Here is a 24,741-nt window from a genome sequence, read left to right on the forward strand (position 1 = left end):
GCGCGACGTGCAGCGCCGCCGCTACGCCGGGCTCGGCCTGCCGCAGGTCCGCACCAATGCCGAAGCCCCGGCCGCCGCGCTGGAGACCGTCGCGCAGCCCGACGCAGCCGGCCTCAAGCTGCTGCGCGACGCCGCCGAAACCATGCGGCTGTCGGCGCGCGGCTATCACCGCGTCCTGCGCGTCGCCCGCACGCTCGCCGATCTCGACGGCAGCGAGACGATCGGCCGACTGCATCTCGCCGAGGCGCTGTCCTACCGGGCGCTCGGCGAAGACGTCCGCCACGCGGCGTGATGGTGAATCGGGTTCGTTGCCCATCAACCTGCTGGTAACGACCTTTGTTTACGCTCTGCGAACCATAGCCCCGCGTATCGGGGCTGGCGTTGGCGAGGCGTTGTGATGTTGCGTTTCCGGGTTCTGGCCTCGGCCGTTCCGCTGCTGCTGCTCGGTCTGTTCGCGCGCAGCGAACTGATCGCCGGGCCGCAGCCCTGCATCGCCGCCGGCGACCGCGTGGTGCAGATCGCGCCCGCCTCCTGGATGGCGCAGCTCCATGTCGGCTTCACCGACGATCCGTCGCGCGCCACCGTGCGGGTGCAGATCGTCGACGATCCGGACGCCGCCGACTTCGCGGTGTCGGACGACGCCGTCACCGACGAACATAGCGCCTGCGCGGCGCCGGACAACCGCCTGGTCGCGATCGCCGCGCATCCGTCGGCGGGCGAGCCGCTGATCTATCTGACCCACGACGCCGACAGCGATGCCGACTACCGGATCTTCGTGCGCTCCGCCCGGTTCAGCGAGCGCGAAGCCGCCGCGCTGCTGGTCGGCGCGTCGGCGCGCCATTTGCCGATCAGCACCGCAGCGCTCGGCCGCAACTCTTAAGCTTCGGTCAACCCTGTCGGCATCGCGCGCCGATCGACGCGTGCGTTTCAAACTCTTTGCAACGCCGATCACCGATACTGCCGGGCAGCGATGCCGGAGGATCAGGTGGACGTATGAGGCCGGGGCTGCGGATCGGATCGAGACGCCGGGCTTTCGCGCGCCGGTTTCCACGGCTCGCCGGCGTGCTGCGTTCCGCCGTGGTGTTGGCGGCGGCTTGCGCCGGCGCGATCGGCGTCATCGGCGTCGTGCTCCCACAGGCCGGCCCGTGGTTCGTCACGCTCGGCGTCAGCCTGCTGATGGGATCGTGCTGCGTCGCCTTGGCGGTACAGAGCCTGCGGCTGCGACGGCTGCAGCAGCGACTGCGCGCCGTGATCCTGCACAACGAGTCCCTGACGGACCGCAACTGGGAGCTGCACGAGGCGCGCGAGCGCCGCGTGGCGCCTGATCCCATCGCGGCCCGCGGCGAGACCGACGCACGGGCCAGATCCAGGCTGCTGGCGATGGCGTCGCACGAGATGCGCACGCCGCTCAGCGGCGTGATCGGGATGAGCAGGCTGCTGCTCGACACCCCGCTGTCGGCCGAGCAGGCGACCTATGCGCGCGCGGTGAAGACTTCCGCCGAATCGCTGCTGTCGCTGGTCGACCAATTCCTCGACGACGCCCGGATCGACGCCGGCCGGATCGAGCTCGAACAGGACCCGTACGCATTGGCACCGCTGATCGAGGACGTCACCGAGCTGTTGGCGCCGCGGGCGCAGGCGCGCGGCCTCGAGATCGCCGCCGATGTCGACGAGCGGCTGCCCGCGCGGCTGATCGGCGACGCCGCACGGCTGCGTCAGGTGCTGCTCAACCTCGCCGGCAACGCCATCAAGTTCACCGACAAGGGCGGCGTGGCCCTGATCGCTACGCCCGGTGGCCGGGACGGCGAGATCGATCTTGTGGTGCGCGACACCGGGATCGGGATCGCGGCGGAGGCGCAGCAGCGCATCTTCGGCGAGTTCGAACAGGCCGACGACGCCATCGCCCGAACCTATGGGGGCACCGGGCTGGGACTGAGTATCAGCGAGCGGATCGTCCGCCGGATGGGAGGCCGGATCACGCTGCGCAGCCAGCCGGGCGCCGGCAGCACCTTCACGGTCTCGCTGCCGCTCGCCGCCGCCGAGGCCGAAGCGGTGGCTCGCTGGGCCGTGCCGGATCTCGCCGGCCAGGCAGTGCTGATCGCCGCGCCGCAGCCCATCGAGGCGGAGCTGGTCGCCCGGCGGCTGCAGCGCTGGGGCGCGCAGACCCGCGTGCTGTCGGATCCCGACGCGGCCGGCGCGGCGCTGCAGGCGCAGTGCTGGACCGCGATCCTGATCGATATCGGTTTTGGCCGGCAGGCCGCCGAGGCGCTGGCGCAGCGCGCAGTGCCTTATGTGGCGCAGCGCATCGTGCTGTTGACGCCGTCGGTGCGATCGGAGGTTCTTCCCGAACTACCCGCCGCCTTCACCGGCTATCTGGTCAAACCGCTACGTGCGGCGTCGCTAGCGGCGCGGCTCGGCGCGTTGGTCGACGTCGCCGCACCCGGGATCGCCGACGGCGAGCCGCCCGGCTTCGCGCCGCCAAGCTCCGGGCGATGTTTGTCGGTGCTGGTCGCCGAAGACAACGACATCAACGCACTGCTGATCCGCGCGATGCTGGACAAGCTCGGCCACCGCGCCGTGCTGGCCGGCGACGGCCGGCAGGCCGTGCAGCATTGGCTCAGGGCGCTGAATGACGGCACACCGTTCGACTTGGTGCTGATGGATCTGCAGATGCCGCTGATCGACGGCCTCGCGGCTTGCCGGCAGATCCGCGCGCACGAAGCGGCCGTCGCAACACCGCGCACACCGGTTCTGGCGCTCACCGCCAATACGCTGGCCGAGGATCGCGACGCCTGCCTAGCGGCCGGCATGGACGGCGTGCTGATCAAGCCGCTCGATCGCGACAAGCTCGCCGATCTTCTCGCCGACATTGCCGCGATGCGCCCGGTGGCCGTGTAGCTGCGGCAGCCTGTTACCAAACCTACATGTCCGGGGCGACGTTCAGCGACGTGTCATGCAGCGGCAATCGATGTGTCACAACGCTGTCGGAACCCCGTGATCTTTGATGCGCGCAGGCCGCGCACCACGCGATTCGGTGGCAGGCGGTCACGAGGATGCCATGCACACCGACCAATTTGCCCGCTCGAAGAAATTCATCAAATTGCTGCGCCCGGACGTCGCCGGCGCCGCGGCACAGACCGCGATCACCTGGTTCAAGCCGGCGCTGAAAATCGGCGACCACGGCAAGCCGATCGCGCAGCCGACGCTGACGCCGGCGACGCTCGGCCGGCTCGGCGCGCTGGAAGTGCGGCTGGCGCAGAAGAAGCAGGACATTAAGCGCGCCCAGAAGCTGCGCTATCGCGTGTTCTACAAGGACGGCACCGCGATCGCCGACGCCGCCACGATGCTGGCGCGGCGCGACAAGGACGCGTTCGACAAGATCTGCGACCATCTCTTGGTGATCGATCATGCCGCCAAGCCGTCGCTGAGCGGCAAGCAGCCGGTGGTCGGCACCTATCGGCTCCTTCGCCAGGAGATCGCCGACCGCCACGGCGGCTTCTACACGCAGAACGAATTCGACATCGCCGGCATGATCGCGCGGCATCCGCAACTGCGCTTCCTCGAACTCGGCCGTTCCTGCGTGCTGCCGCCGTATCGCAACAAGCGCACGGTCGAACTGCTGTGGCACGGCATCTGGAGCTACGTCCGTCAGCACGGCGTCGACGTGATGATCGGCTGCGCCAGCTTCGACGGCACCGATCCGGAGCAGCTGGCGCTGCCGCTGTCGTTCCTGCACCACTACGCCGCCGCGCCCGAAGCCTGGCGCGCGAAGGCGCATCCGTCGCGCTACGTCGAAATGAACCGGATGCCGAAGGAAGCGGTCAACCAGAAGGCCGCGCTGCGCGAACTGCCGCCGCTGATCAAAGGCTATCTGCGGCTCGGCGCCACGATCGGCGAGGGCGCGGTGATCGACCATCAGTTCGGCACCACCGATGTGCTGATCATCATGCCGGTGTCGGCGATCAGCAGCCGCTACATCGAGCACTTCGGCGTCGACGCGTCGCGCCACGCGGCTTAATTAGTTCTCGCTTGCTGCCGAACGCATCCGCCGTCATTGCGAGGAGCGAAGCGACGAAGCAATCCAGCTCGGTGCACAGAGCTGGATTGCTTCGCTGCGCTCGCAATGACGCGGCAAACCTGTCTGCTTTGAGGTGACTCTACAACCGCCGCAACGCCACCGAGTCCACCACGTGGTCGGCGCCCTTCTTCAAAATCAGCGTCGCACGCGGCCGGGTCGGCAGGATGTTGTCCTCGAGGTTGGCGAGGTTGGTGCGTTCCCAGATCGCGATCGCGGTGGCGGTGGCTTCCTCGTCGGACAGCGGCGCGTAGCGGTGGAAGTAGGAGCGCGGATCGTGGAACGCGGTGTCGCGCAGCGCCAGGAAGCGCTTGATGTACCAGTCGCGCAGCACCGGCTCCTCGGCGTCGATATAGACCGAGAAGTCGAAGAAGTCCGACACCACCGGCACCGCCTTGCCGTCGCGCGGCAGCCGGCCGGTCTGCAGCACGTTGACGCCCTCGACGATCAGGATGTCGGGGCGGTCCACCACGGTGAACTTGTTGGGCACGATGTCGTAGGTGAGATGCGAATAGATCGGCGCCTTGACCTTGCGGCGGCCGGACTTGATGTCGCTGAGGAAGCCGAGCAGCGCCGGCAGATCGTAGCTCTCGGGGAAGCCCTTTTTCTGCAGGATGCCGGCACGCTCCAGGATCGCGTTGGGGTGCAGGAAGCCGTCGGTCGTCACCATGTCGACTTTCGGCCGCGGCGACCAGCGCGCCAGGAGCGCCTGCAGCACACGCGCGGTGGTCGATTTGCCGACCGCCACCGAGCCGGCGACGCCGATGATGTAGGGCATCTTGCGCTCGACCACGCCGAGGAAGCGGCGCTGCGCGTAGTACAGCTGCTGCATCGAGGCGACGTGGATCGAGAGCAGCCGCGACATCGGCAGATAGATCTCCTCGACCTCGGTGAGATCGAGCCGGTCGTGCATCGATTTCAGCGCCGCGATTTCGGCGGCGTCGAGCGTCATCGGCGTGTCCTGGCGCAGATTGGCCCACTCCGACCGCGAGAACGTGCGGTAGGGGTTGTAGTGGTGCAGTTCCGACCTGGCGTCCATCGCGTCGTTCCTCGCCTTGTTGCCGTGACCGGCTTTTGTTGTTGTTGCGGCCGGCGGCCGATGATTGAGTTGAACCGCGTTGCGGCGCAGCCGCGCTACTCGCGTTTGCGCGCGGCTTTCTCTTCCAGGCCCGACATCGAGGTACGCTGGCCGAGCGCGGCTTCGACCTCGCCCAGCGTCACGCCGCGCGCCTTCAGCAGCACCAGCATGTGGAACAGCACGTCGGCGGCCTCGGCGATCAGATTGGTGCGGTCGTTCTCGACCGTGGCGATCACCAGCTCGACCGCTTCCTCGCCGAACTTCTTGGCGCAGTGCTCGGCGCCCTTGTCGAGCAGCTTCTTGGTGTAGGAGACGTCGCCGCTCGAGGCGGCTCGGGCGTCGATGATGCCGGCGAGGTCGTGAAGGGTGAAGCGGGGCATACGCGTACTCTACAGTTCTGCCGGTGCGAGACTAACGCGCCGTCCGGCGTGACACCAGGGATCGGCTAAGGATCGAGCCGCATCGGCAATCCGGCCTGCAGCATATGATCCTTGGCCTGACGAATGGTGTATTCGCCGAAATGGAAGATCGAGGCCGCCAGCACCGCGGTGGCATGGCCCTCGCGGATGCCGTCGACCAGATGGTCGAGATTGCCGACGCCGCCCGAGGCGATCACCGGCACGCCGACGCTGTCGGCAATCGCGCGGGTCAGCGGCAGGTCGAAGCCGGATTTGGTGCCGTCGCGGTCCATCGAGGTCAGCAGGATCTCGCCGGCGCCGAGCGACACCACTTCCTGGGCGAATTCGATCGCGTCGATCCCGGTGCCCTTGCGGCCGCCATGGGTGAAGATTTCCCAGCGGTCCTTGTTCGGCACCCGCTTGGCATCGATCGCCACCACGATGCATTGGTCGCCGAACTTCTCGGCGGCTTCCTTGACGAATTCGCGCCGCGCCACCGCGGCCGAATTGATCGAGACCTTGTCGGCGCCGGAGCGCAGCAGCGTCTTGATGTCGTCGACGGTGCGCACGCCGCCGCCGACCGTCACCGGCATGAAACAAGCCTCGGCGGTCCGCCGCACCACGTCCAGCATGATGCCGCGGTTCTCGTGAGTGGCGGTGATGTCGAGGAAGCACAGCTCGTCAGCGCCGGCGGCGTCATAGGCGATCGCGGCCTCGACCGGATCGCCGGCGTCGCGCAGATCGACGAAGTTGACGCCCTTGACGACGCGGCCGTCCTTGACGTCGAGGCAGGGAATGACGCGGACCTTGAACATCGCGGCGTCCTTACGCGGCCTTGGCGGCGCCGATCAGCGCCAGCGCCTGCGCCGGATCGAGCCGGCCGTCATACAGCGCCCGCCCGGCGATCGCGCCTTCCAGCTTGGCGGCGCGCGGGCTGAGCAGGGTTTTCACGTCTTCGATCGAGGCGAGGCCGCCCGAGGCGATCACCGGAATGCTGATCGCATCCGCCAGCGCGATGGTGGCGTCCCAGTTGATGCCCTTCAGCAGGCCGTCGCGAGCGATGTCGGTGAAGATGATGGCGGCAACGCCGGCATCTTCGAACCGCTGCGCAATCTCCAGCGCGGTGACTTGCGAACTTTCCGCCCAGCCTTCGACCGCGACGTGGCCGTCGCGGGCGTCGAGTCCGACGGCGACGCGGCCGGGGAATTGCTTGGCGGCGTCCTTCACCAGCGCCGGATCGCGCACCGCGGCGGTGCCGATGATGACGCGGCTGATGCCTTTGCTGAGCCAGGCTTCGATGGTCTTGAGATCACGGATGCCGCCGCCGAGTTGCACCGGCATCGACACGACTTTGAGCATCGCCTCGACGGCCTGGGCATTCATCGGCTTGCCGGCGAAGGCGCCGTCGAGATCGACCACGTGCAGATACGCAAAGCCTTGCGCCGCGAAGCTTTTCGCCTGCGCGGCGGGATCGAGATTGAACACCGTGGCGCGCGCCATGTCGCCCTGTTCGAGCCGCACGCACTGGCCGTTCTTGAGATCGATCGCGGGGAAGAGAATCACGGCTTCCACTTCAGAAAATTCGAGATCAGCGCCAGCCCGAAGCGCTGGCTCTTTTCGGGGTGAAACTGGGTGCCCAGCATGGTGTCGCGGCCGACCACCGCGGTGAGCGGGCCGCCGTAATCGGCGCGGGCCAGCACGTCGGTCTCGTTCTCGGCGGCGAGGTGGAAGGAGTGCACGAAATACGCGTGCAGGCCCTTCGGCCCGAGCGGCAGCTTCTCCAGCACCGGGTGATCCGCCAGCACGTCGAGCGTATTCCAGCCCATATGCGGGATCTTCAGATCCTCCTGGCTCGGCGCGATCTTGACCACATCGCCGGGAATCCAGCCGAGACCGTCCGTCGTGACGTGCTCCTTGCCGCGCGTCGCCATCAGCTGCATGCCGACGCAGATGCCGAAGAACGGTCGCGCCTTGACCCGCACCGTCTCGTTCAGCGCCTCGACCATGCCGTCGATCGCATCCAGCCCCTTGCGGCAATCCGCAAAGGCGCCGACGCCGGGCAGCACCACGCGGTCGGAGCGAAACACCTGCTCGGGATCGCGGGTGACGATGATCTTTTCGGGGGTCTCCATGCTCCGCGCCGCGCGCTCGAACGCCTTGGCGGCCGAGTGCAGATTGCCGGAGCCGTAATCGACGATCGCGACGCTCATCGCAGCCCTCCCGGGCGCGGGAACGAGCCGACGATGTCGCCATGGATCGAGGACGCCGGCAGCGGCATGCCGCGGGTCGGCGGCGGGGCGCCGCGGTCGATCGGCAGCGAGAAGCTGACCGGGGCCGGCTGGCGGCCGGACCAGCGATCGAAGAACCGCCGTTCGGCACCGGGCAGGTCGTCGCCGACCACGACGTCGAGCTGGCGCCAGCCGCGGCGGCGCAGCGTCCAGCGCCACAGGCTGCCGGCTTCGAGGCCGAGCAGGGCGGCGATCAGCAGCAGCACCACGAGCCGAGGGCCGGACGCGACGCCGAGCGCACTCAGCGCGACGTTAGCCGCCACCGACAGCGCCACATAGCCGAGCAGCGCCAGCCACAGCCGCCGCGTCAGCAGCCACAACGGCCCGAACACGAACGCCCAGACATAGAACCCGTCGCGCACGAACACGAAGCGGTCCGGCGCGGCGCTGCGTTCGTCGGCGTCCGCCGGGGGCGCATGAACTGTAAAGACCGGCATCAACTATCTCCGCCGCTGGACGGCGCTAGCCGCCGAGCTGACCCTTGGTCGAAGGCACTTCGCCCGCCGCTTGCGGATCGATCGCCACGGCCGCGCGGAGCGCCCGCGCCAGACCCTTGAAGCAGGATTCCGCGATATGGTGGCTGTTCAGCCCATATAGGGTCTCGACGTGCAGAGTCACGCCCGCATTGATGGCGAAGGCCTGGAACCATTCGCGCACCAGCTCGGTGTCGAACTCGCCGATCTTGTCGCGCGGAAACTCCGCCTTGAACACCAGGAACGGCCGGCCGGAGACGTCGATCACCACCCGGGTCAGGGTTTCGTCCATCGGCATCAGCATGCTGGCATAGCGGGTGATGCCCGCCATATTGCCGAGCGCCTGCTTGACCGCCTGGCCGAGCGCGATGCCGACGTCCTCGGTGGTGTGGTGGAAGTCGACATGCAGATCGCCCACCGCCTTGACGGTGATGTCGATCCGGGAGTGCTTGGCCAGCAGCTCCAGCATATGGTCGAAGAAGCCGATCCCGGTCGCCGAATTGGACACGCCGGTGCCGTCGAGATTGACGGTCACCTCGATGTCGGTCTCGCGGGTCTTGCGCTTGATCGTCGCCGTGCGCATGAAAGCGGCCTCTCCTTGCGAAAACGGCGTCCTTTTAACAGGCGGATGACGCCTTCGCTACTGCACGGGGCGCAACGGCGTCCCGATCTTCGTCCTATGGTGACCGGTTTGCAGGCACCGCCCGACCGCGTCCGATGGTCCGGAGATTTGCAAGCCGGCGTGGTCGTGCCTAGATCAGCGCTCGCGAAAGGTTTCCCATGAATATGTATTCCGCGGCGGGCGAAGGCTCGTCCCAAAGCCCCGGCTGGCACGGCACCACCATCCTGACGGTCCGCAAGGGCGGCAAGGTCGTGGTCGGCGGCGACGGCCAGGTCTCGATCGGCCAGACCGTGATCAAGGCCAACGCCAAGAAGGTCCGCAAGCTCGGCAAGGGTGAGGTGATCGGCGGCTTCGCCGGCGCCACCGCCGACGCCTTCACGCTGTTCGAGCGGCTCGAGGCCAAGCTCGAGCAATATCCCGGCCAGCTCACCCGGGCCGCCGTCGAGCTCGCCAAGGACTGGCGCACCGACCGCTATCTGCGCCGGCTCGAAGCCATGATGATCGTCGCCGACAAGGACGTCTCGCTGGTGCTGACCGGCACCGGCGACGTGCTCGAGCCGGAAGCCGGCGTGATGGCGATCGGCTCCGGCGGCAATTACGCGCTGGCGGCCGCCCGCGCGCTGATCGACACCGACCAGGACGCCGAGACCATCGTGCGCAAATCGCTCGGCATCGCCGCCGAGATCTGCGTCTACACCAACGGCAATCTCACCATCGAGACGCTGCCCGCATGAGCATGGCGCGGGCCGAACGGCCGGCGGCGTCCGCGACCGGCCTGCCGGTTCGCTGGGCGCTGACAGTCGTTGTGGCCCTACTGGTAGTGCAGGCCGTCGCGCTGTGGGCGATGGGACGGGTGCCGATCTGCACCTGCGGCACCGTCAAGCTGTGGCACGGCGTGGTGCAGAGTTCGGAGAACTCGCAGCACCTCACCGACTGGTACACATTCTCGCACATCATCCACGGCTTCCTGTTCTACGCCGGCACGCGGCTGCTGCTGCCACGCTGGTCGTGGGCCACGCGGCTGATTGTGGCGGTGCTGATCGAAGGCGCCTGGGAGCTGACCGAGAATTCGAGCTTCATCATCGAGCGCTACCGCGCCGGCACGATCTCGCTCGATTACTACGGCGACAGCATCGTCAATTCGGTCGCCGACACGCTGGCGATGATCTTCGGCTTCGTGCTGGCGTGGCGGCTGCCGGTCGTCGTGACGATTGCCGTTGCGCTGCTGTTTGAAGTGCTGGTCGGGCTGCACATCCGCGACAACCTGACGCTCAACATCATCATGCTGATTCATCCGTTCGATGCCATCCGGCAGTGGCAAGCGGGACCGCCCATCATCTGACAGCTTTGCATCGGGCGGCTCGCATCTGACCGCTTGTTCCTCACTCCGACTGACCCTACGTAGGCCCCATGACCGACTTCTCCCCCCGCGAAATCGTTTCCGAACTCGACCGCTTCATCGTCGGCCAAGCCGACGCCAAGCGCGCGGTCGCCATCGCGCTACGCAACCGCTGGCGGCGGCTGCAGCTCGAAGGGTCCTTGCGCGAAGAGGTGCTGCCGAAGAACATCCTGATGATCGGCCCGACCGGCGTCGGCAAGACCGAGATCGCGCGGCGGCTGGCCAAGCTCGCCGGCGCACCTTTCCTCAAGGTCGAAGCCACCAAGTTCACCGAGGTCGGTTACGTCGGCCGCGATGTCGAGCAGATCATCCGCGATCTCGTCGAAGTGGCGATCGCGCAGGTCCGCGAGAAGAAGCGCAAGGACGTTCAGGCGCGCGCTCAGATCGCCGCCGAGGAGCGCGTGCTCGACGCACTTGTCGGACCGGGCTCCAGCGCGGCGACGCGCGACTCGTTCCGACGCAAGCTGCGCGCCGGCGAGCTCAACGACAAGGAAATCGAGGTCGAGACCCAGGCGGGCGGCAGCGGATCGCCGATGTTCGAAATCCCCGGCATGCCCGGCGCGCAGATCGGCGCGATCTCGCTCGGCGACATTTTTGGCAAGATGGGCGGCCGCACCAAGACGCGGCGGCTCACCGTGGCCGACTCGCACGAGATCCTGGTCAATGAAGAAGCCGACAAGCTGCTCGACAACGATCAGCTGGTGCAAGAAGCGATCAGCGCGGTCGAGAACAACGGCATCGTCTTCCTGGATGAAATCGACAAGATCTGCGTGCGCGACGGCCGCAGCGGCGGCGAGGTCTCGCGCGAGGGCGTGCAGCGCGACCTGCTGCCGCTGATCGAAGGCACCACGGTGTCGACCAAGCACGGCGCGGTGAAGACCGAGCACATCCTGTTCATCGCCTCCGGCGCCTTCCACATCGCCAAACCGTCCGACCTGCTGCCCGAACTGCAGGGCCGCCTGCCGATCCGCGTCGAACTCAATGCACTCAGCCGCGACGACATGCGGCGCATCCTGACCGAGCCGGAAGCCTCGCTGCTCAAGCAATATGTGGCGCTGATGCAGACCGAGGGCGTGACGCTGGAATTCGGCGACGACGCCATCGATGCGCTCGCCGACGTCGCGGTCGCGGTCAACTCCACGGTCGAAAACATCGGCGCGCGGCGGCTGCAGACCGTGATGGAGCGCGTCCTCGACGACATCTCCTTCGTGGCCCCCGACCGCGGCGGCGAAACCATCCGCATCGACGCCGACTACGTGCAGAAGAACGTCGGCGACCTGGCGAAGAATACGGATCTGAGCCGGTTTATTCTGTAAGTGATCGTCGCTCGCTCCCGCGCTCCCGCGAGCATCGCCACAACTACAAACGTAATGCGCGGGCTTGACCCGCGCATCCATCCTTCTTCGCAAGACGATGGATTGCCGGGTCAAGCCCGGCAATGACTAGCGTTGTGTTGTGATGCGTTTCGGCTAACTACCGGCCTCTCCCCGTTCTCCGACGTCATCGCCCGGCTTGACCGGGCGACCCAGTATCGCAGAGAGTCTGCGGCGGCTAAGTAACAGTCGCTCTGGAATACTGGATCACCCGCATGCGCGGGTGATGACGGCCGTGGATGGATGCGTCGTTGGATAAGATCAAAGGCTTACTAATCTTCCTCGAGCTTGCTAACTACCGCGCGCCCGCCTCACCCGCACATACAGCGCGCCTTCGCCGCCGTGGCCGAGGGCGGCTTCGTCGAAGCCGACGACGTAGCTGCGGAATTCCGGCAGGCCCAGCCAATGCGGCACCTGGCGGCGGAGCACGCCGCGTTCCGGATCGCCGCCGAGCCGGCCGCCCTTGCCGGTGATCACCAGCACGAACGACAGCCCGTCGTGACTGGCGCGCTGCAGGAAGCGCAGCAGCGCGTGATGGGCGCGCGCCTGGGTCATGCCGTGCAGATCGATCCGCGCATCGATGTCGGTGCGGCCGCGCGACAGATGCGAGCGCTCGCGGCGCCCCAAGGTGGCAAGCGGCGGCGGGCTCATCGGCGCTGCGAGTTTGGCCGGGCGCTTGATCGGCTGCTGCGATGGCGGCGGGGCAGGCGGCTTGGCGACGGGTGCGTCCGGGGCTGCAGTCAGTTCGATCCTGGTCAGCCGCGGACGGCCGCGCAGCGGTTTGACCTGCTTGGCGACGCTGTCCCACAGCGCGCGCTCTTCCTCGCTGAGGTGGCGCTTGCGCCGCGGCGCCGGAGGATCGAGCGGAGGAATGACGCGCTTCATGGCATCACGGCGTCGGCCGCTGCTGCGAGCGTCCGTCGGAGCGGCGCTGCTCGCGCGGCGGCACGGTGGCGGGCGCGGCATCCGGACGGGGCTGCGGCGTGGGCACCGCCTGCGTGGCCGGCGATGCGGCGGGAGATGCCGCCGCCGTATCGGCAGGCTTGGCTTCCGGCGGCAACGCGGGCGGGCTGACTTTCGCCGGCGTTTGCGGGAACAGCTTGGCGATCCTGGCCGACGGCCGCGGCTCGGGCAGCGGCAGGGTGCGCCCGCGCGCCAGCGGATCGAGACTCTTCGGCATCAGCATCACGAAGCGGATCGGATGCCGCATCCGGCCGGCCACCGCGCCTGCCTCGGCGCCGGCACCGAAGTACAAATCAGCGCGCGCCGGGCCGACGATCGCCGAGCCGGTGTCCTGCGCCACCATCAGGCGGCGAAATTCCGTCTTGGCATCGACCGCCGCCACCGGCAGTTCGCCGGTGATGAAGAACGGCGTGCCGTAGACGTGCAGCGCCTTGTCCACCGCGATCGAGCGACCGGCGGTGAGCGGCACGCCCTGCGCCCCGACCGCCTCGTCGTCGTCCTTCAGCTTGACCTCGCGGAAAAACACATAGGAGCGGTTGGCGCGGCGCAGCTCCTTGGCGCCGTCCGGATTGGCATCCATCCATTCGCGGATGCGCTGCATCGACATCTGCTCCTTGGGGATGATGCCGCGATCGATCAGAATGCGGCCGACCGGCGTGTAGGGATAGCCGTTGTGAGCGTCGTAATTGATTCGGATGAAGCTGCCGTCCTCGAGCTTGACGCGCGCCGAGCCCTGGATCTGCGAGAACAACAGATCGGTCTGGTTCTTCAGCCAGCAGATCTCCAGCCCGCGGCCGGCCACCGCGCCGTCCTCGATCGCAGCGCGGTCATAGTACGGCACCAGTTTGCGCCGGCCGATCTTGCGATAGACCGGCCCGCCATTCGGCAGCGCGGCGTCCTGCTGATAGCCACGAACGAACAGGTTGGAGGGCCGCCGATACACCGGCACGTTATAGACGTCGGTCTGCACCCGCGAGCCTTCGACCACCGGCTCGTAATAGCCGGTGACGAAGCCGGCGTCCTCGCCGAGCCGGGAAATCTCGACCGGCAGGAAATGCTGTTCGAAGAAGGTGCGGGCCGACGCGCTGTCGGTGACGTGAGCGGCCCGTGCGGCACCGCAGGGCTCGACCAGCGAGGCACCGAGCGGCTTTGAATCGGACGGAGCCTTGCCCCGGCTCGCCAGGATCGGACGGCAGCTTACCTGAAAAGTCCTGAAGGCGGCGAGCTGATCGTCGGTGCCCCAGCCGGTGACTTGATCCCAGCTCGTCGGCGCGTATCGGGCGCCGGGGATCTCGATCGGCCAGACCGGCTGAACCGGCCGCTTTGCGGCGGCGTGATGGTGGTGATGTCGCGACGCGTGGTGCCGGTGTGCGGCGTCCGCCGACAGAGGAGTCAGCAGCACCGCGGCGAGCACGCCGCGCGCCCAGACGGCGCGCGCCGTACCGCGGGCGTTACTGGCCGGCGCCGGTCCCAACCAGCTTCCAGTTCGGATCGCGCGAGCTGACGTCGCGGGCGAAGGTCCAGACGTCGGTGATGTCGGCGACCTTGTCGGGGTTGCCGTCGACGATCGCACCGGACTTGTCGCGGGTTACCGAGATCATCTGCGACACGAACCTGACGGTGAGCTGCGCGGTGTGATCGCGCACCTCGGCGCTGGTCAGCTCGGCCTTCTCGATCGCCACGAAGCGGGTCTCGGTCTTGAGCTCGTTCTTTTCGCGATCCTTGATGGCGGCTTCGAAGCTGTCATAGACCTCGCTCGACAGCAGGTCCTTCAGCGCGCGGCGATCGCCATTGGCGAACGCCATCACGATCATCTCGTAGGCGCTCTTGGCGCCGGTGAGGAAGTGGTTGGCGTCGAACGAGGAGTCCTGGACCAGGACGGCGTTGAGGCCGTGGGCCAGCGGCGAGTCCGGCTCGGCGATGCCCTTCCAGCGATCCGACGGCGGCACGACATCGGCGCTCGGCGCGTTCGGCACCGGATCGATCACCGAGCCGGGCATCGGCACGACATTGCCGTCCGGCTTGCCGGGCAGCACATCCCGCGCCGCCGCGCGATCGAACGGCGGCCGCTCGTTGCCGGTCTTCTGACCCAGCACATTGCGCAGACGCAGGAAAATGAACACCGCAAGCGCAAGAAAGATGATGGTGTAGATATCCACGTCGCTTCACTTTCTCATCGGCGCCGGTCGGGCGCGCTGTGCGCCGGCGACCGGGGGCCCAGAATCACGATGGGCCGGCCCTCAGATGTAGTGAGGAACTTGGCCCGTCCAATGGCGCGTTTTGGCACAGCCGGGCCGGTTGGCAAGTGCCGTCCCGCCACGCCCGGGCTTCGATCCGGCTGAATGTAAGCCCTTCGTCGCAGCGGGGAAACCGCATCATTGTAAGAAAGTTCATCGCGCCAGTGATTTAGGCAGGTCCGGCCGCGGCCCGCGACCACCGCCCCGGCGCCGCCGGCTTCGGCCGGCGGATGCAGCTTCGGTCGACCTTGTGGACGGCGGCGGGCCTATGATAGCCACTCGCCGACACTTTCACCCGCCCTTCGCGTGAATGCCGCCGCCCCGGCCGCATCGTCCCGCGCTCGCCCCAGGAGAGATTTCGATGACCAACGGCAACGGCGCTCCCCCCGAGGGCGCTCCTCCGCAGCTCAACGTGCTGGCACAGTACACCAAGGATCTGTCGTTCGAGAACCCGAACGCCCCGGCGTCGCTGGCGCCGCAGCAGAACCAGCCGGCGATCAACATCCAGATCAATGTCGGCGCCAACAAGCTCGCCGACACCGAATACGAAGTGACGCTGTCGATCGAGGGCAAGGCCGAGTCCGGCAGCAGCGTGCTGTTCAGCTTCGAATTGGCCTATGCGGGCGTGTTCCGGATCGTCAACATTCCGGAAGAAAACCTGCACCCGCTGATCATGATCGAATGCCCGCGGCTGCTGTTCCCGTTCGCCCGCGAGATCATCTCGAGTGCGGTCCGCGACGGCGGCTTCCCGCCGCTGATGCTCGACCCGGTCGATTTCGTCGGCCTGTATCGCCAGAATCTCGAGCGGGCGCAGCAGGGCCAGCCGAGCTGAGATTCGGCTTCGCCAAGCCTCGTTGGCCGTTCTCCACCCGGAAGACCTCATGCTGAGGAGCCCGGCGCAGCCGGGCGTCTCGAAGGATGGTCACACGGAATACTTGGCCCATGCTTCGAGACGCCGCGCCAAGGCGCGGCTCCTCAGCATGAGGATCGGACCCGTCGCTTCCTGACGTGATGAAATCTGACTGAACGCGGCAGGTCAGGCGCCGGCCGTGTACTCGTTCCAGATCGCCTTCTCGCCCATCAGCCCGATGAAGGCGCGGTGAGCTTCGAGATCGGCATCGGTGACCCGTGGGGTGAGCGCGATCGGGCGCTGCCGGCGCGGGGTGTCGCCGCCGACGCCGGTGCGTTCCGACGGCACTTCGGCCAGAATCAGCTGCGACTGCCGGGCGCCGATCAGATCGATATAGACTTCGGCCAGCAGTTCGGCGTCGAGCAGCGCGCCGTGCTTGGTGCGGCGCGAATTGTCGATCGCATAGCGCGAGCACAGATCGTCCAGCCGGTTCGACACGCCGGGGTGCTTGCGCCGCGCCAGCAGCAGCGTATCGACCAGCCGCTCGCGCGGGATTGCCGCGCGCGACAGCCGCCCCAGCTCCGCATTGATGAAGCCGATGTCGAACGAGGCGTTGTGGATCACCAGCGGCGCGTCGCCGATGAACTCGACGAATTCGTCGGCGATCTCGGCGAAAAGAGGCTTGTCGGCGAGAAACTCGGCTGACAGCCCGTGCACCGCGAAGGCTTCGGCCGGCATGTCCCGCTCGGGATTGATGTAGCGATGATACACCTGCCCGGTCGGCATCCGGTTGAAGATCTCGACGCAGCCGATCTCGACCAGCCGGTCGCCGCGCAGCGGATCGAGGCCGGTGGTTTCGGTATCGAGAACGATTTCACGCATCGGAGGACGGATGGCTCGCTGGAAAGGGGCGCCGCCGAATCAAGGCCGGCGACGCGGCATCTTAGCAGCCGCGGCGAGGATTTCCTGGATCCGCGCCCGCACCGGGTCGAGCCCGTGCGACGTATCCACCACGAAATCGGCGCGCTTGCGCTTCTCGGCATCGGGCATCTGCCGCGCCAGGATGGCGTCGAGCTTTTCCGGCGTCATGTTGTCGCGCGCCAGAATCCGCTCGCGCTGCACGGTCGGCGAGGTCGTCACCACCACCACCGCATCGACGCGCTTCTCGCCGCCGGTTTCGAACAGCAGCGGCACATCGACCACCGCGACCGCGGCGCCGGAGGACTCGGCGTCGTCGAGAAACGTCTGGTGATGCGAGCGCAGCATCGGATGCACGATCTGCTCGAGCCGCTTCATCGCTGCGGCGTCGTGCACAACCTTGGCGGAGAGCAACGCGCGGTCGACCTTGCCGTTCACGACGACGCCGGGAAACGCCGCTTCGATCGCCGGCACCGCTTCGCCTTCATAGATCTTATGCACGGTGGCGTCGGCGTCGTAGACCGGCAAGCCCGCTTCCTGAAACAGCTTGGCGGTGGTCGATTTGCCCATTCCGATCGACCCGGTCAGTCCAAGTACCAGCATCGCCGCTCCCCTAAAACGTCAGCAATTTCTGGCTACGCAGAAAGGCCAGCAGAGGCAACAGCGGCAGCCCCAGAATGGTGAAGTGATCGCCGTGAATGCCATCGAACAAATGCACGCCGAGGCCTTCGACCTGATAGCCGCCGACGCTGGAGGTCGCCTTGTCGCCGGCCTGGTCCAGATAGGCGGAGATCTCGTCGTCGGTCAGCGGCCGCATCGTCATCCGGGCGATCACCACGTCGGAGAACAGCACCAGCCCGTTGCGCACCAACGCGATCGCCGAATGCAACTCGTGGCGACGCCCGGCAAGTTCGCGCAGCTGCCTGGCGGCCTCGGCGCGATCCGCCGGCTTGTTGAAGCCGCGGGCGCCGAGCGCCAGCGTCTGATCGGCACCCAGCACCAGCCGGCCAGGGTGGCGATTCGACACGAAGGCGGCTTTCTCCCGCGCCAGCAGGCCGGCGATCTCGCCCGGCGCCGACAGGCCCGAGGCCTTGGCGATGCCGCGCTCGTCGATGTCGGCCGGAATCGCGTCGAACGGAATGCCCGCATTGCCCAGCAGCGCCTGACGCGCGCGGCTCTGCGACGCCAGCACCAGAGGCTGCGGCCCGAGCCACAGCGTCATTCGGAAACCCTCTGACGCTGCCGGTCGGCGAGCAGCTTCATGATCGCCGCCGCGGTTTCCTCAATCGACCGGCGTGTGACGTCCAGCAGCGCCCAGCCGTATTTGGCGCTGAGCTTGCGCGCCAGCAGCACCTCGTCGGTCACCGCCTGCTTGTCGATATACGAATCATTGCCGGAGCCGGCACCGAGGCTGAGCAGTCTGTTCTGACGTACCTGGATCAGCCGCTCGGGCGAGGCGTGGAGACTGACCACCAGCGGCTTCTTCAAGGTCTCGAGCTGATGCGGAATCGGAATGCCGGCAACCAGCGGCACGTTGGCGGTGCGGATGCCGCGATTGGCCAGATAGATCGAAGTCGGCGTCTTCGAGGTGCGCGACACGCCGACCAGCACCACGTCGGCCTCTTCGAGGCCTTCGACGTGCTGGCCGTCGTCATGCATCATCGAATAGTTCAGCGCGTCGATGCGCTGGAAATATTCGGCATTGAGCGTGTGCTGCGCGCCGACCCGGCCGGTGGTCGAGGCGCCCAGATAGGCTTCGAACAGCTGCATCACCGGACCAATGATCGACAGGCTCGGGCTGTTGATCTCCTGGCACTTGGCCTCGAGCCGGTTGACCAGTTCGCTCTCGAGTAAAGTGAACAGCACGATGCCGGGCGATTCCTCGATCTCCTGCAGCACGCGGTCGAGCTGCTTCTGGCTGCGCACCAGCGGATACACATGTTCGACCGGCGTGACGTTGGCATATTGCGCCGCGACCGCGCGGGACACCGTGATCAGAGTCTCGCCGGTCGAATCCGACACCAGGTGAAGGTGAAAATAGCTGCCGTCGGTCAGCATCATGACCCTGTGTATCCTGTGAACAGCGGGGCGAAAGCCGCCGGATTGCGGCACCGCGGCCGACGCGGGCGGGATAACCCGGCGTTTTCTTCACAGGCCTCGGGGTGAGGAAAGTGTCTCGGGATGAAGCCGAGGTTAACGGGTGAATGTGGATTTGTCTCTTGATAATGCGCGACCAGGACGGCGCAAACAGCCGACGCCACAAGGCCCGGCGCGCTTGGGACAGCGATCGCCAGGATCTGTGCAAATGTGAATCGCGCACGAACAAGCCGGGACATCTTCTGTGCCGGCCCTATCCCCTGTCACTACGACTCAAACCCTAAGAATCTATAAATATTGTTTAGAGGGGTGGAGCTTGCGGAAAAGCCCGTCATCGCGCATTCGAGTAACGCGTGGCGAGAACGGCGGGTTCCGACGAGGCACGCGAATTCCACGCGGTGGGCGCCCTCATGTTCGACTGGTCAGATGTCTATCTCTGGGTGAAGGCGCTGCACGTGATCGCGGTGATCTCGTGGATGGCGGGCATGCTCTACATGCCACGGCTGTTCGTCTATCACTGCTCGGCCGAGATCGGATCGGTGCAATCCGAGACCTTCAAGGTCATGGAGCGCCGGCTGTATCGCGCCATCATGAACCCGGCCATGATGGTCGCCTGGGTGGCGGGCCTGGTGATCGCCTGGGAGCAGGGCTATTTCGTCGTCGGCTGGTTTCACGCCAAGCTGGCGGCGGTGGTGCTGATGACCGTGATCCACGTGATGCTGGGCCGCTATGTGCGCGATTTCGCCGCAGACCGGAATACGCGATCCCATAAATTCTATCGGATCATCAATGAGATACCGACTTTGCTGATGGTCGGCGCGGTGATCTTCGTGGTGGTGAAGCCGTTCTGATGCCACAAAATCGGGCGAGGGAGCGTTATCGAACGCCTTGCGAAGCCTCCGGCGATTTTCTATAGTTTGTCTGTCCCACCTAAGCAGGCGAATGTGGTTGCGATCCGGTTGTGTTTTGAGCCGGCCGCCGCATCGGGTTTGAAGCCTCTTCGCACCTTCCTTGCTCAAGACGTCGTCGACCTGAAGACCTGCGGACTCCCCGTATTTCCAGTCGCCGCACTTCCGCTGACGATTCTCCCCTCTCGCTTTTCCACAGGACTATCCCAATGCGGGAAATGAAACTGCAAGACCTCAAGGCCAAGACGCCGGCCGAGCTCGTCTCGTTCGCGGAAGAGCTGGGGGTCGAGAACGCCAGCACGATGCGCAAGCAGGAGCTGATGTTCGCCTGCCTGAAGCAACTCTCGGCGAAAGAAACCGACATCATCGGCGAAGGCGTCGTCGAGGTTCTGTCCGACGGCTTCGGCTTCCTTCGCTCCCCGGATGCGAACTATCTGCCCGGCCCCGACGACATCTATGTCTCGCCCTCGCAGATCCGCCGCTTCGGGCTTCGCACCGGAGACACGATCGAAGGCCATATCCGCAGCCCGAAGGAAGGCGAACGCTACTTCGCGCTGCTCAAGGTCAACACGCTGAACTTCGAGGATCCCGAGAAGTCCAAGCACAAGGTCAATTTCGACAACCTCACGCCACTGTTTCCGGACGAGCGCTTCCGCCTCGAGATCGACGATCCGACCCGGAAAGATCTGTCGGCCCGCGTCATCGACATCGTGGCGCCGATCGGCAAGGGCCAGCGCGCCCTGATCGTGGCGCCGCCGCGCACCGGCAAGACCGTGCTGATGCAGAACATCGCACACTCGATTACCGCTAATCATCCCGAGTGCTATCTGATCGTGCTGCTGATCGACGAGCGGCCCGAAGAAGTCACCGACATGCAGCGCTCGGTGAAGGGCGAGGTGGTGTCGTCGACCTTCGACGAACCGGCGGTGCGCCACGTTCAGGTCGCCGAGATGGTGATCGAAAAGGCCAAGCGCCTGGTCGAACACGGCCGCGACGTCGTCATCCTGCTCGACTCGATCACCCGCCTCGGGCGCGCCTACAACACCGTCGTGCCGTCCTCTGGCAAGGTGCTGACCGGCGGTGTCGACGCCAACGCGCTGCAGCGCCCGAAGCGCTTCTTCGGCGCCGCGCGAAATATCGAAGAGGGCGGCTCGCTCACCATCATCGCCACCGCGCTGGTCGATACCGGCTCGCGCATGGACGAAGTGATCTTCGAAGAGTTCAAGGGCACCGGTAACAGCGAACTGATCCTCGACCGCAAGGTCTCGGACAAGCGCACCTTCCCGGCGATCGACATCTCGCGCTCCGGCACCCGCAAGGAAGAGCTGATCACCGATCCGCAGGTGCTGAAGAAGATGTACGTGCTGCGCCGCATCCTCAACCCGATGGGCACCATGGACGCGATCGACTTCCTGCTCGACAAGCTGCGCAACACCAAGAGCAATGCCGAATTCTTCGAGTCGATGAACACCTGATCGAACTCGCCTTCGACCCCTCCGAAGGGCGCCCCGAAACGGGCGCCCTTTTTGTTTGGCCGTTGCGCCTGATCGCGCGGCCCGGCAAGACAGGGCATGCATCCGAACGACCAGACCATCTTTGCGCTCGCGACCGGGCTGTTGCCGTCGGCGATCGCGATCGTGCGCGTGTCAGGAGCGGAAGCCGGCACGGTGCTCACTGCCTTGGCCGGTGCGATACCGCCGCCGCGAATGGCTCGTCGCGCGACCATCCGAACTTCGACCGGCGAGCCGATCGACGACGCGGTGGTGCTTTGGTTTCCGGCGCCGGCGAGTGCGACCGGCGAGGACGTCGCCGAGATTCATATTCACGGCGGCCGGGCGGTGCTGGCGGCACTGACCTCGGCGCTGTCGGCGATCGCAAATGTCCGGCCGGCGGAGCCTGGCGAGTTCACCCGCCGCGCCTTCGAGAACGGCAAGCTGGATCTCACCGAAGCCGAAGGGCTGGATGATCTGATCCACGCCGATACCGAGATGCAGCGCCGCCAGGCGATGCGGCAGCTCGGTGGGCTGCTGGGGGACCGGGCCCGGCGATGGCGAGCACAGATCATCGAAGCCGCCGCGCTGATCGAGGCGGGTATCGATTTCTCCGACGAGGGCGACGTCCAGGGTGACTTGATGGCGCCGGCGCTGCGAAGCATTGCGCAACTTCATGCCGAGATCGTCGAGGTGCTCGGCGCGCACGGCCGGGGTGAGCGGTTACGTGACGGTCTGGTGGTGGCGATCGCGGGTGCGCCGAACGTCGGCAAGTCGACCCTGCTGAACAGGCTGGCGCGCCGCGAGGTCGCGATCGTGTCGCCTTACGCCGGGACGACCCGCGATGTGATCGAGGTGCATCTCGATCTCGGCGGCTACCCGGTGACGCTGATCGATACGGCGGGCATCCGTGACAGCGACGATCCGGTGGAGCAGGAAGGGATCCGCCGGGCGCTGGCTCGGGCCGCGGAGGCGGATCTGGTGTTGTGGCTGGACGATGGGCGCGGCGGCGGGGCGCCGGCATCCCCGAGTGGAACGGTCTGGCAGGTCCGGACGAAGGTGGATTTGGTCGGGGAGGATGAGACTGCTTCCTCTTTGCGGATCTCGGCCGAAACCGGGCAGGGAGTCGCTTTGCTCATTGCTGCAGTGCAGCAGTTCGCCGCTGACTATTTTGGGAAGGCGGAAGTGGGCCTGGTCACCCGGCAGCGCCATCGCGAGATGTTGCAGCATGCTGCAGATATGTTGCACTGCAGCATAACCTCTGGACTTGCGCCGGAGCTAGTCGCCGAGGAGCTCCGTCTGGCGGCGCGCGCGCTTGGGCGCCTGCTTGGGCGGGTCGATGTCGAGGATGTGCTCGGCGAGATTTTTGGGCGGTTCTGCATAGGCAAGTAGACATCGCCTTGGAAGAAGCCTCGGTTCCGCGGTGATGTTTCACGTGAAACATGCTCCGCGTGCGATCGGCAATACCGCTTCAAAGCCGCCGGGTTGTGCGCTAGAAGCCGCGCCATGTGGACAACTTTCGACGTCATCGTTATCGGCGGCGGTCATGCTGGCTGTGAGGCCGCGTCCGCGGCCGCGCGCACCGGTGCCCGCACTGCACTGCTGACCCACCGTTTCGCGACCGTCGGAGCGATGTCGTGCAATCCGGCGATTGGCGGATTGGGCAAAGGCCACCTCGTCCGCGAGGTCGATGCGCTTGACGGCCTGATGGGCCGCGTCGCCGATGCCGGCGGCATCCAGTTTCGCATGCTCAATCGGCGCAAGGGTCCGGCGGTCCGCGGTCCCAGGACCCAGGCCGACCGCAAGCTCTACGCCGCGGCGATGCAGGCGGCGATCCGGGCAACCCCCAATCTGGAGGTCGTCGAGGGCGAGGCGGATGCATTGCTGTCTGCGGACGACCGCGTCACCGGCGTTCGGCTGTCCGACGGGCGGGAGCTGTCGGCCGGCGCGGTGGTGATCACCACCGGCACCTTTTTGCGCGGCCTGATCCATCTTGGCGAACAGAGTTGGCCTGCCGGCCGGATCGAGGAGGCGCCGGCGCTCGGCCTGTCGGCCTCATTCGAGGCGCTCGGCTTCAAGCTCGGCCGGCTCAAGACCGGGACGCCGCCGCGGCTCGATGGCCGGACCATTGATTGGGGCGCGGTCGAGATGCAGCCGGGCGATGATCCGCCCGAGCCGTTCTCGGTGCTGACTGCCGCGATTACGACACCGCAGATCGAATGCGGCATCACCCGGACCATGCCGGCGACCCACGCGGTGATCCGCGCCAATGTGCACCGCTCGCCGATGTATTCGGGGCAGATCCAGTCGACCGGGCCGCGCTACTGCCCGTCGATCGAGGACAAGATCGTCAAGTTCGGCGATCGCGACGGCCACCAGATCTTCCTGGAGCCCGAAGGGCTCGACGATCCGACCGTCTACCCCAATGGCATCTCGACCTCGCTGCCCGAAGAGGTGCAGCGGGCAATCCTCAAGACCATTCCGGGGCTGGAGCGGACCGAGATGATCCGCCCGGGCTATGCGATCGAATACGACCACGTCGATCCGCGCGAGCTGGAGCCGACGCTGCAAACCAAGCGGCTGCGCGGGCTGTTTCTGGCCGGCCAGATCAACGGCACCACCGGCTATGAAGAAGCCGCCGCGCAGGGGCTGGTCGCCGGCCTGAATGCGGCGCTGCTTGCCGGCGGCGGCGATCTGGCGGTGTTCGACCGGGCCGACGGCTATCTCGGGGTGATGATCGACGATCTGGTGACCCGCGGCATCACCGAGCCGTACCGGATGTTTACCTCGCGCGCCGAATATCGCCTGACGCTGCGCGCCGACAACGCCGACCAGCGCCTCACCGACCGTGGTCTTGCGCTCGGCTGCGTCGGGACGGAGAGGGCGGCGTTTCACCGGACCAAGATGGCGGCGCTGGCCGAAGCCAAGGCGCTGGCGCGGTCGCTGTCGATCACGCCAAACGAAGCCGCCCGGCACGGGCTGGCGCTCAATCGCGACGGCCAACGCCGCTCGGCGTTCGACCTCTTGTCCTATCCGGAGATCGGCTGGGAGCAGGTGAGGGCGATCTGGCCGGAGCTGGGCGCCGTTTCGCCCACCATCGCCACGCATGTCGAGATCGACGCCAAATACGACGTCTATCTGGAGCGGCAGAAAGCCGACGTCGAAGCTTTCCGCCGCGATGAAAGCCTGTCGCTGGTCGAGATCGACTATGCGGCGGTCCCCGGCCTGTCGAACGAGGCCCGCACCCGCCTGGGACGACATCGCCCCCACACCGTCGGACAGGCGAGCCGCCTCGACGGCATCACGCCGGCGGCGTTGGGCATTCTCGCTGCCTACATCCGGCGTGAGGCGCGGAAACCCCGGGTGGTGGCGGCTCCATAGCTTGTTTCACGTGAAACGCATCCGGCCTCGCCGTGTTTCACGTGAAACAAGGTCACACTATCTAGCCAACAATAGAGAGGCAGCCACCCGCGTCGCCCTCACCCCAACCCTCTCCCGCAAGCGGGAGAGGGAGCAGGCCGTGCTCTTGTTGACGATCGCACTCCACATCCGCGCGGTCGGACATTTCAAAG

Annotated in this window: 26 protein-coding genes; 12 read left to right on the forward strand and 14 right to left on the reverse strand. The window is 66.6% G+C overall.

Annotated elements, in window-relative coordinates; translation table 11 throughout:
• The 4 genes from IP86_RS08745 to olsB form a co-directional block, all read left to right on the forward strand.
• A partial coding sequence (locus tag IP86_RS08745) for a magnesium chelatase subunit ChlI family protein (protein ID WP_502693993.1) occupies nt 1-292 on the forward strand: 292 nt, incomplete at its 5' end.
• 105 nt (nt 293-397) lie between these two features.
• On the forward strand, nt 398-880 hold the full coding sequence (locus tag IP86_RS08750) for a hypothetical protein (protein ID WP_054162135.1): 483 nt from the start codon (nt 398-400) through the stop codon (nt 878-880).
• Between the two features lie 113 nt (nt 881-993).
• Complete coding sequence (locus IP86_RS08755) at nt 994-2,898, forward strand: ATP-binding protein (protein ID WP_054162136.1); 1,905 nt, start codon at nt 994-996, stop codon at nt 2,896-2,898.
• Between the two features lie 160 nt (nt 2,899-3,058).
• Nucleotides 3,059-4,018 (forward strand): l-ornithine N(alpha)-acyltransferase, encoded by a 960-nt coding sequence (gene olsB / locus IP86_RS08760; RefSeq protein ID WP_054162168.1) that lies wholly within the window; start codon nt 3,059-3,061, stop codon nt 4,016-4,018.
• Nucleotides 4,019-4,157: 139 nt separating this feature from the next.
• Here olsB and coaA read toward each other — a convergent pair whose 3' ends face one another.
• The 7 genes from coaA to hisB form a co-directional block, all read right to left on the reverse strand.
• Nucleotides 4,158-5,114, reverse strand: a complete 957-nt coding sequence (gene coaA, locus IP86_RS08765; RefSeq protein WP_054162137.1) for a type I pantothenate kinase — start codon at nt 5,112-5,114, stop codon at nt 4,158-4,160.
• A 95-nt stretch (nt 5,115-5,209) separates the two neighbouring features.
• A complete protein-coding gene (locus IP86_RS08770; protein WP_054162138.1) occupies nt 5,210-5,533 on the reverse strand; it encodes a phosphoribosyl-ATP diphosphatase in 324 nt (107 codons plus the stop codon).
• A gap of 65 nt (nt 5,534-5,598) precedes the next feature.
• Nucleotides 5,599-6,366 carry an imidazole glycerol phosphate synthase subunit HisF gene (gene hisF / locus IP86_RS08775; RefSeq protein WP_054162139.1) on the reverse strand — a complete coding sequence of 256 codons (768 nt, stop codon included), beginning with the start codon at nt 6,364-6,366 and terminating at the stop codon, nt 5,599-5,601.
• Between the two features lie 10 nt (nt 6,367-6,376).
• Nucleotides 6,377-7,114 (reverse strand): 1-(5-phosphoribosyl)-5-[(5-phosphoribosylamino)methylideneamino]imidazole-4-carboxamide isomerase, encoded by a 738-nt coding sequence (gene hisA / locus IP86_RS08780; RefSeq protein WP_054162169.1) that lies wholly within the window; start codon nt 7,112-7,114, stop codon nt 6,377-6,379.
• The gene (gene hisH, locus IP86_RS08785) at nt 7,111-7,761 is read right to left on the reverse strand and encodes an imidazole glycerol phosphate synthase subunit HisH (RefSeq protein ID WP_054162140.1); all 651 of its coding nucleotides are present in this window, start codon (nt 7,759-7,761) and stop codon (nt 7,111-7,113) included. Before hisH ends, hisA begins: the two co-directional genes overlap by 4 nt.
• Nucleotides 7,758-8,276, reverse strand: coding sequence for a DUF2628 domain-containing protein (locus IP86_RS08790; RefSeq protein ID WP_054162141.1), 519 nt, complete (start codon nt 8,274-8,276; stop codon nt 7,758-7,760). Before IP86_RS08790 ends, hisH begins: the two co-directional genes overlap by 4 nt.
• A gap of 25 nt (nt 8,277-8,301) precedes the next feature.
• Nucleotides 8,302-8,895 carry an imidazoleglycerol-phosphate dehydratase HisB gene (gene hisB, locus IP86_RS08795; protein WP_054162142.1) on the reverse strand — a complete coding sequence of 198 codons (594 nt, stop codon included), beginning with the start codon at nt 8,893-8,895 and terminating at the stop codon, nt 8,302-8,304.
• Between the two features lie 203 nt (nt 8,896-9,098).
• On the opposite strand from hisB, the gene hslV reads away from it, so the two are divergent.
• From hslV to hslU, 3 genes are all read left to right on the forward strand, one after another.
• A complete protein-coding gene (gene hslV, locus IP86_RS08800) occupies nt 9,099-9,668 on the forward strand; it encodes an ATP-dependent protease subunit HslV (RefSeq protein WP_156332445.1) in 570 nt (189 codons plus the stop codon).
• Complete coding sequence (locus tag IP86_RS08805) at nt 9,665-10,276, forward strand: DUF2585 domain-containing protein (protein WP_197279704.1); 612 nt, start codon at nt 9,665-9,667, stop codon at nt 10,274-10,276. The genes hslV and IP86_RS08805 overlap by 4 nt, the downstream gene beginning before the upstream one ends.
• A 68-nt stretch (nt 10,277-10,344) precedes the next feature.
• Nucleotides 10,345-11,649 (forward strand): ATP-dependent protease ATPase subunit HslU, encoded by a 1,305-nt coding sequence (gene hslU, locus IP86_RS08810; RefSeq protein WP_054162145.1) that lies wholly within the window; start codon nt 10,345-10,347, stop codon nt 11,647-11,649.
• 348 nt (nt 11,650-11,997) lie between these two features.
• On the opposite strand, the gene IP86_RS08815 is transcribed toward hslU, so the two are convergent.
• Genes IP86_RS08815 through IP86_RS08825 form a run of 3 tightly spaced genes read right to left on the reverse strand, consistent with a single transcriptional unit; the run spans nt 11,998 to nt 14,828 of the window.
• The gene (locus IP86_RS08815) at nt 11,998-12,591 is read right to left on the reverse strand and encodes a Smr/MutS family protein (RefSeq protein WP_054162146.1); all 594 of its coding nucleotides are present in this window, start codon (nt 12,589-12,591) and stop codon (nt 11,998-12,000) included.
• 4 nt (nt 12,592-12,595) lie between these two features.
• A complete protein-coding gene (mltA, locus tag IP86_RS08820) occupies nt 12,596-14,143 on the reverse strand; it encodes a murein transglycosylase A (protein WP_054162147.1) in 1,548 nt (515 codons plus the stop codon).
• A complete protein-coding gene (locus IP86_RS08825) occupies nt 14,121-14,828 on the reverse strand; it encodes a Tim44/TimA family putative adaptor protein (protein WP_054162148.1) in 708 nt (235 codons plus the stop codon). The genes mltA and IP86_RS08825 overlap by 23 nt, the downstream gene beginning before the upstream one ends.
• A gap of 439 nt (nt 14,829-15,267) precedes the next feature.
• Here IP86_RS08825 and secB point away from each other — a divergent pair, with 439 nt between their 5' ends.
• The gene (gene secB / locus IP86_RS08830; RefSeq protein WP_054162149.1) at nt 15,268-15,738 is read left to right on the forward strand and encodes a protein-export chaperone SecB; all 471 of its coding nucleotides are present in this window, start codon (nt 15,268-15,270) and stop codon (nt 15,736-15,738) included.
• A 204-nt stretch (nt 15,739-15,942) separates the two neighbouring features.
• Here the strand turns inward: secB and dnaQ are convergent, their stop codons facing one another.
• Genes dnaQ through IP86_RS08850 form a run of 4 tightly spaced genes read right to left on the reverse strand, consistent with a single transcriptional unit; the run spans nt 15,943 to nt 18,732 of the window.
• Entirely contained in the window at nt 15,943-16,638 is a 696-nt protein-coding gene (gene dnaQ / locus IP86_RS08835) for a DNA polymerase III subunit epsilon (RefSeq protein WP_054162150.1), read from the reverse strand.
• Nucleotides 16,639-16,677: 39 nt separating this feature from the next.
• A complete protein-coding gene (gene coaE / locus IP86_RS08840) occupies nt 16,678-17,277 on the reverse strand; it encodes a dephospho-CoA kinase (RefSeq protein WP_054162151.1) in 600 nt (199 codons plus the stop codon).
• A 10-nt stretch (nt 17,278-17,287) separates the two neighbouring features.
• Nucleotides 17,288-17,896, reverse strand: coding sequence for a Maf family protein (locus IP86_RS08845; protein ID WP_054162152.1), 609 nt, complete (start codon nt 17,894-17,896; stop codon nt 17,288-17,290).
• The gene (locus tag IP86_RS08850; protein ID WP_054162170.1) at nt 17,893-18,732 is read right to left on the reverse strand and encodes a pyruvate, water dikinase regulatory protein; all 840 of its coding nucleotides are present in this window, start codon (nt 18,730-18,732) and stop codon (nt 17,893-17,895) included. Before IP86_RS08850 ends, IP86_RS08845 begins: the two co-directional genes overlap by 4 nt.
• Before the next feature lie 449 nt (nt 18,733-19,181).
• On the opposite strand from IP86_RS08850, the gene hemJ reads away from it, so the two are divergent.
• From hemJ to mnmG, 4 genes are all read left to right on the forward strand, one after another.
• Nucleotides 19,182-19,622: a protoporphyrinogen oxidase HemJ gene (hemJ, locus tag IP86_RS08855; RefSeq protein WP_054162153.1), complete on the forward strand. Its 441-nt coding sequence runs from the start codon at nt 19,182-19,184 to the stop codon at nt 19,620-19,622.
• A gap of 266 nt (nt 19,623-19,888) precedes the next feature.
• Nucleotides 19,889-21,154: a transcription termination factor Rho gene (gene rho / locus IP86_RS08860; RefSeq protein ID WP_054162154.1), complete on the forward strand. Its 1,266-nt coding sequence runs from the start codon at nt 19,889-19,891 to the stop codon at nt 21,152-21,154.
• Nucleotides 21,155-21,250: 96 nt separating this feature from the next.
• Nucleotides 21,251-22,561: a tRNA uridine-5-carboxymethylaminomethyl(34) synthesis GTPase MnmE gene (gene mnmE, locus IP86_RS08865; RefSeq protein ID WP_054162155.1), complete on the forward strand. Its 1,311-nt coding sequence runs from the start codon at nt 21,251-21,253 to the stop codon at nt 22,559-22,561.
• Between the two features lie 114 nt (nt 22,562-22,675).
• Nucleotides 22,676-24,550, forward strand: coding sequence for a tRNA uridine-5-carboxymethylaminomethyl(34) synthesis enzyme MnmG (mnmG, locus tag IP86_RS08870; RefSeq protein ID WP_054162156.1), 1,875 nt, complete (start codon nt 22,676-22,678; stop codon nt 24,548-24,550).
• Nucleotides 24,551-24,741 lie beyond the last annotated feature (191 nt).

It is taken from the genome of Rhodopseudomonas sp. AAP120 (assembly GCF_001295845.1).
Taxonomy (GTDB): domain Bacteria; phylum Pseudomonadota; class Alphaproteobacteria; order Rhizobiales; family Xanthobacteraceae; genus Rhodopseudomonas.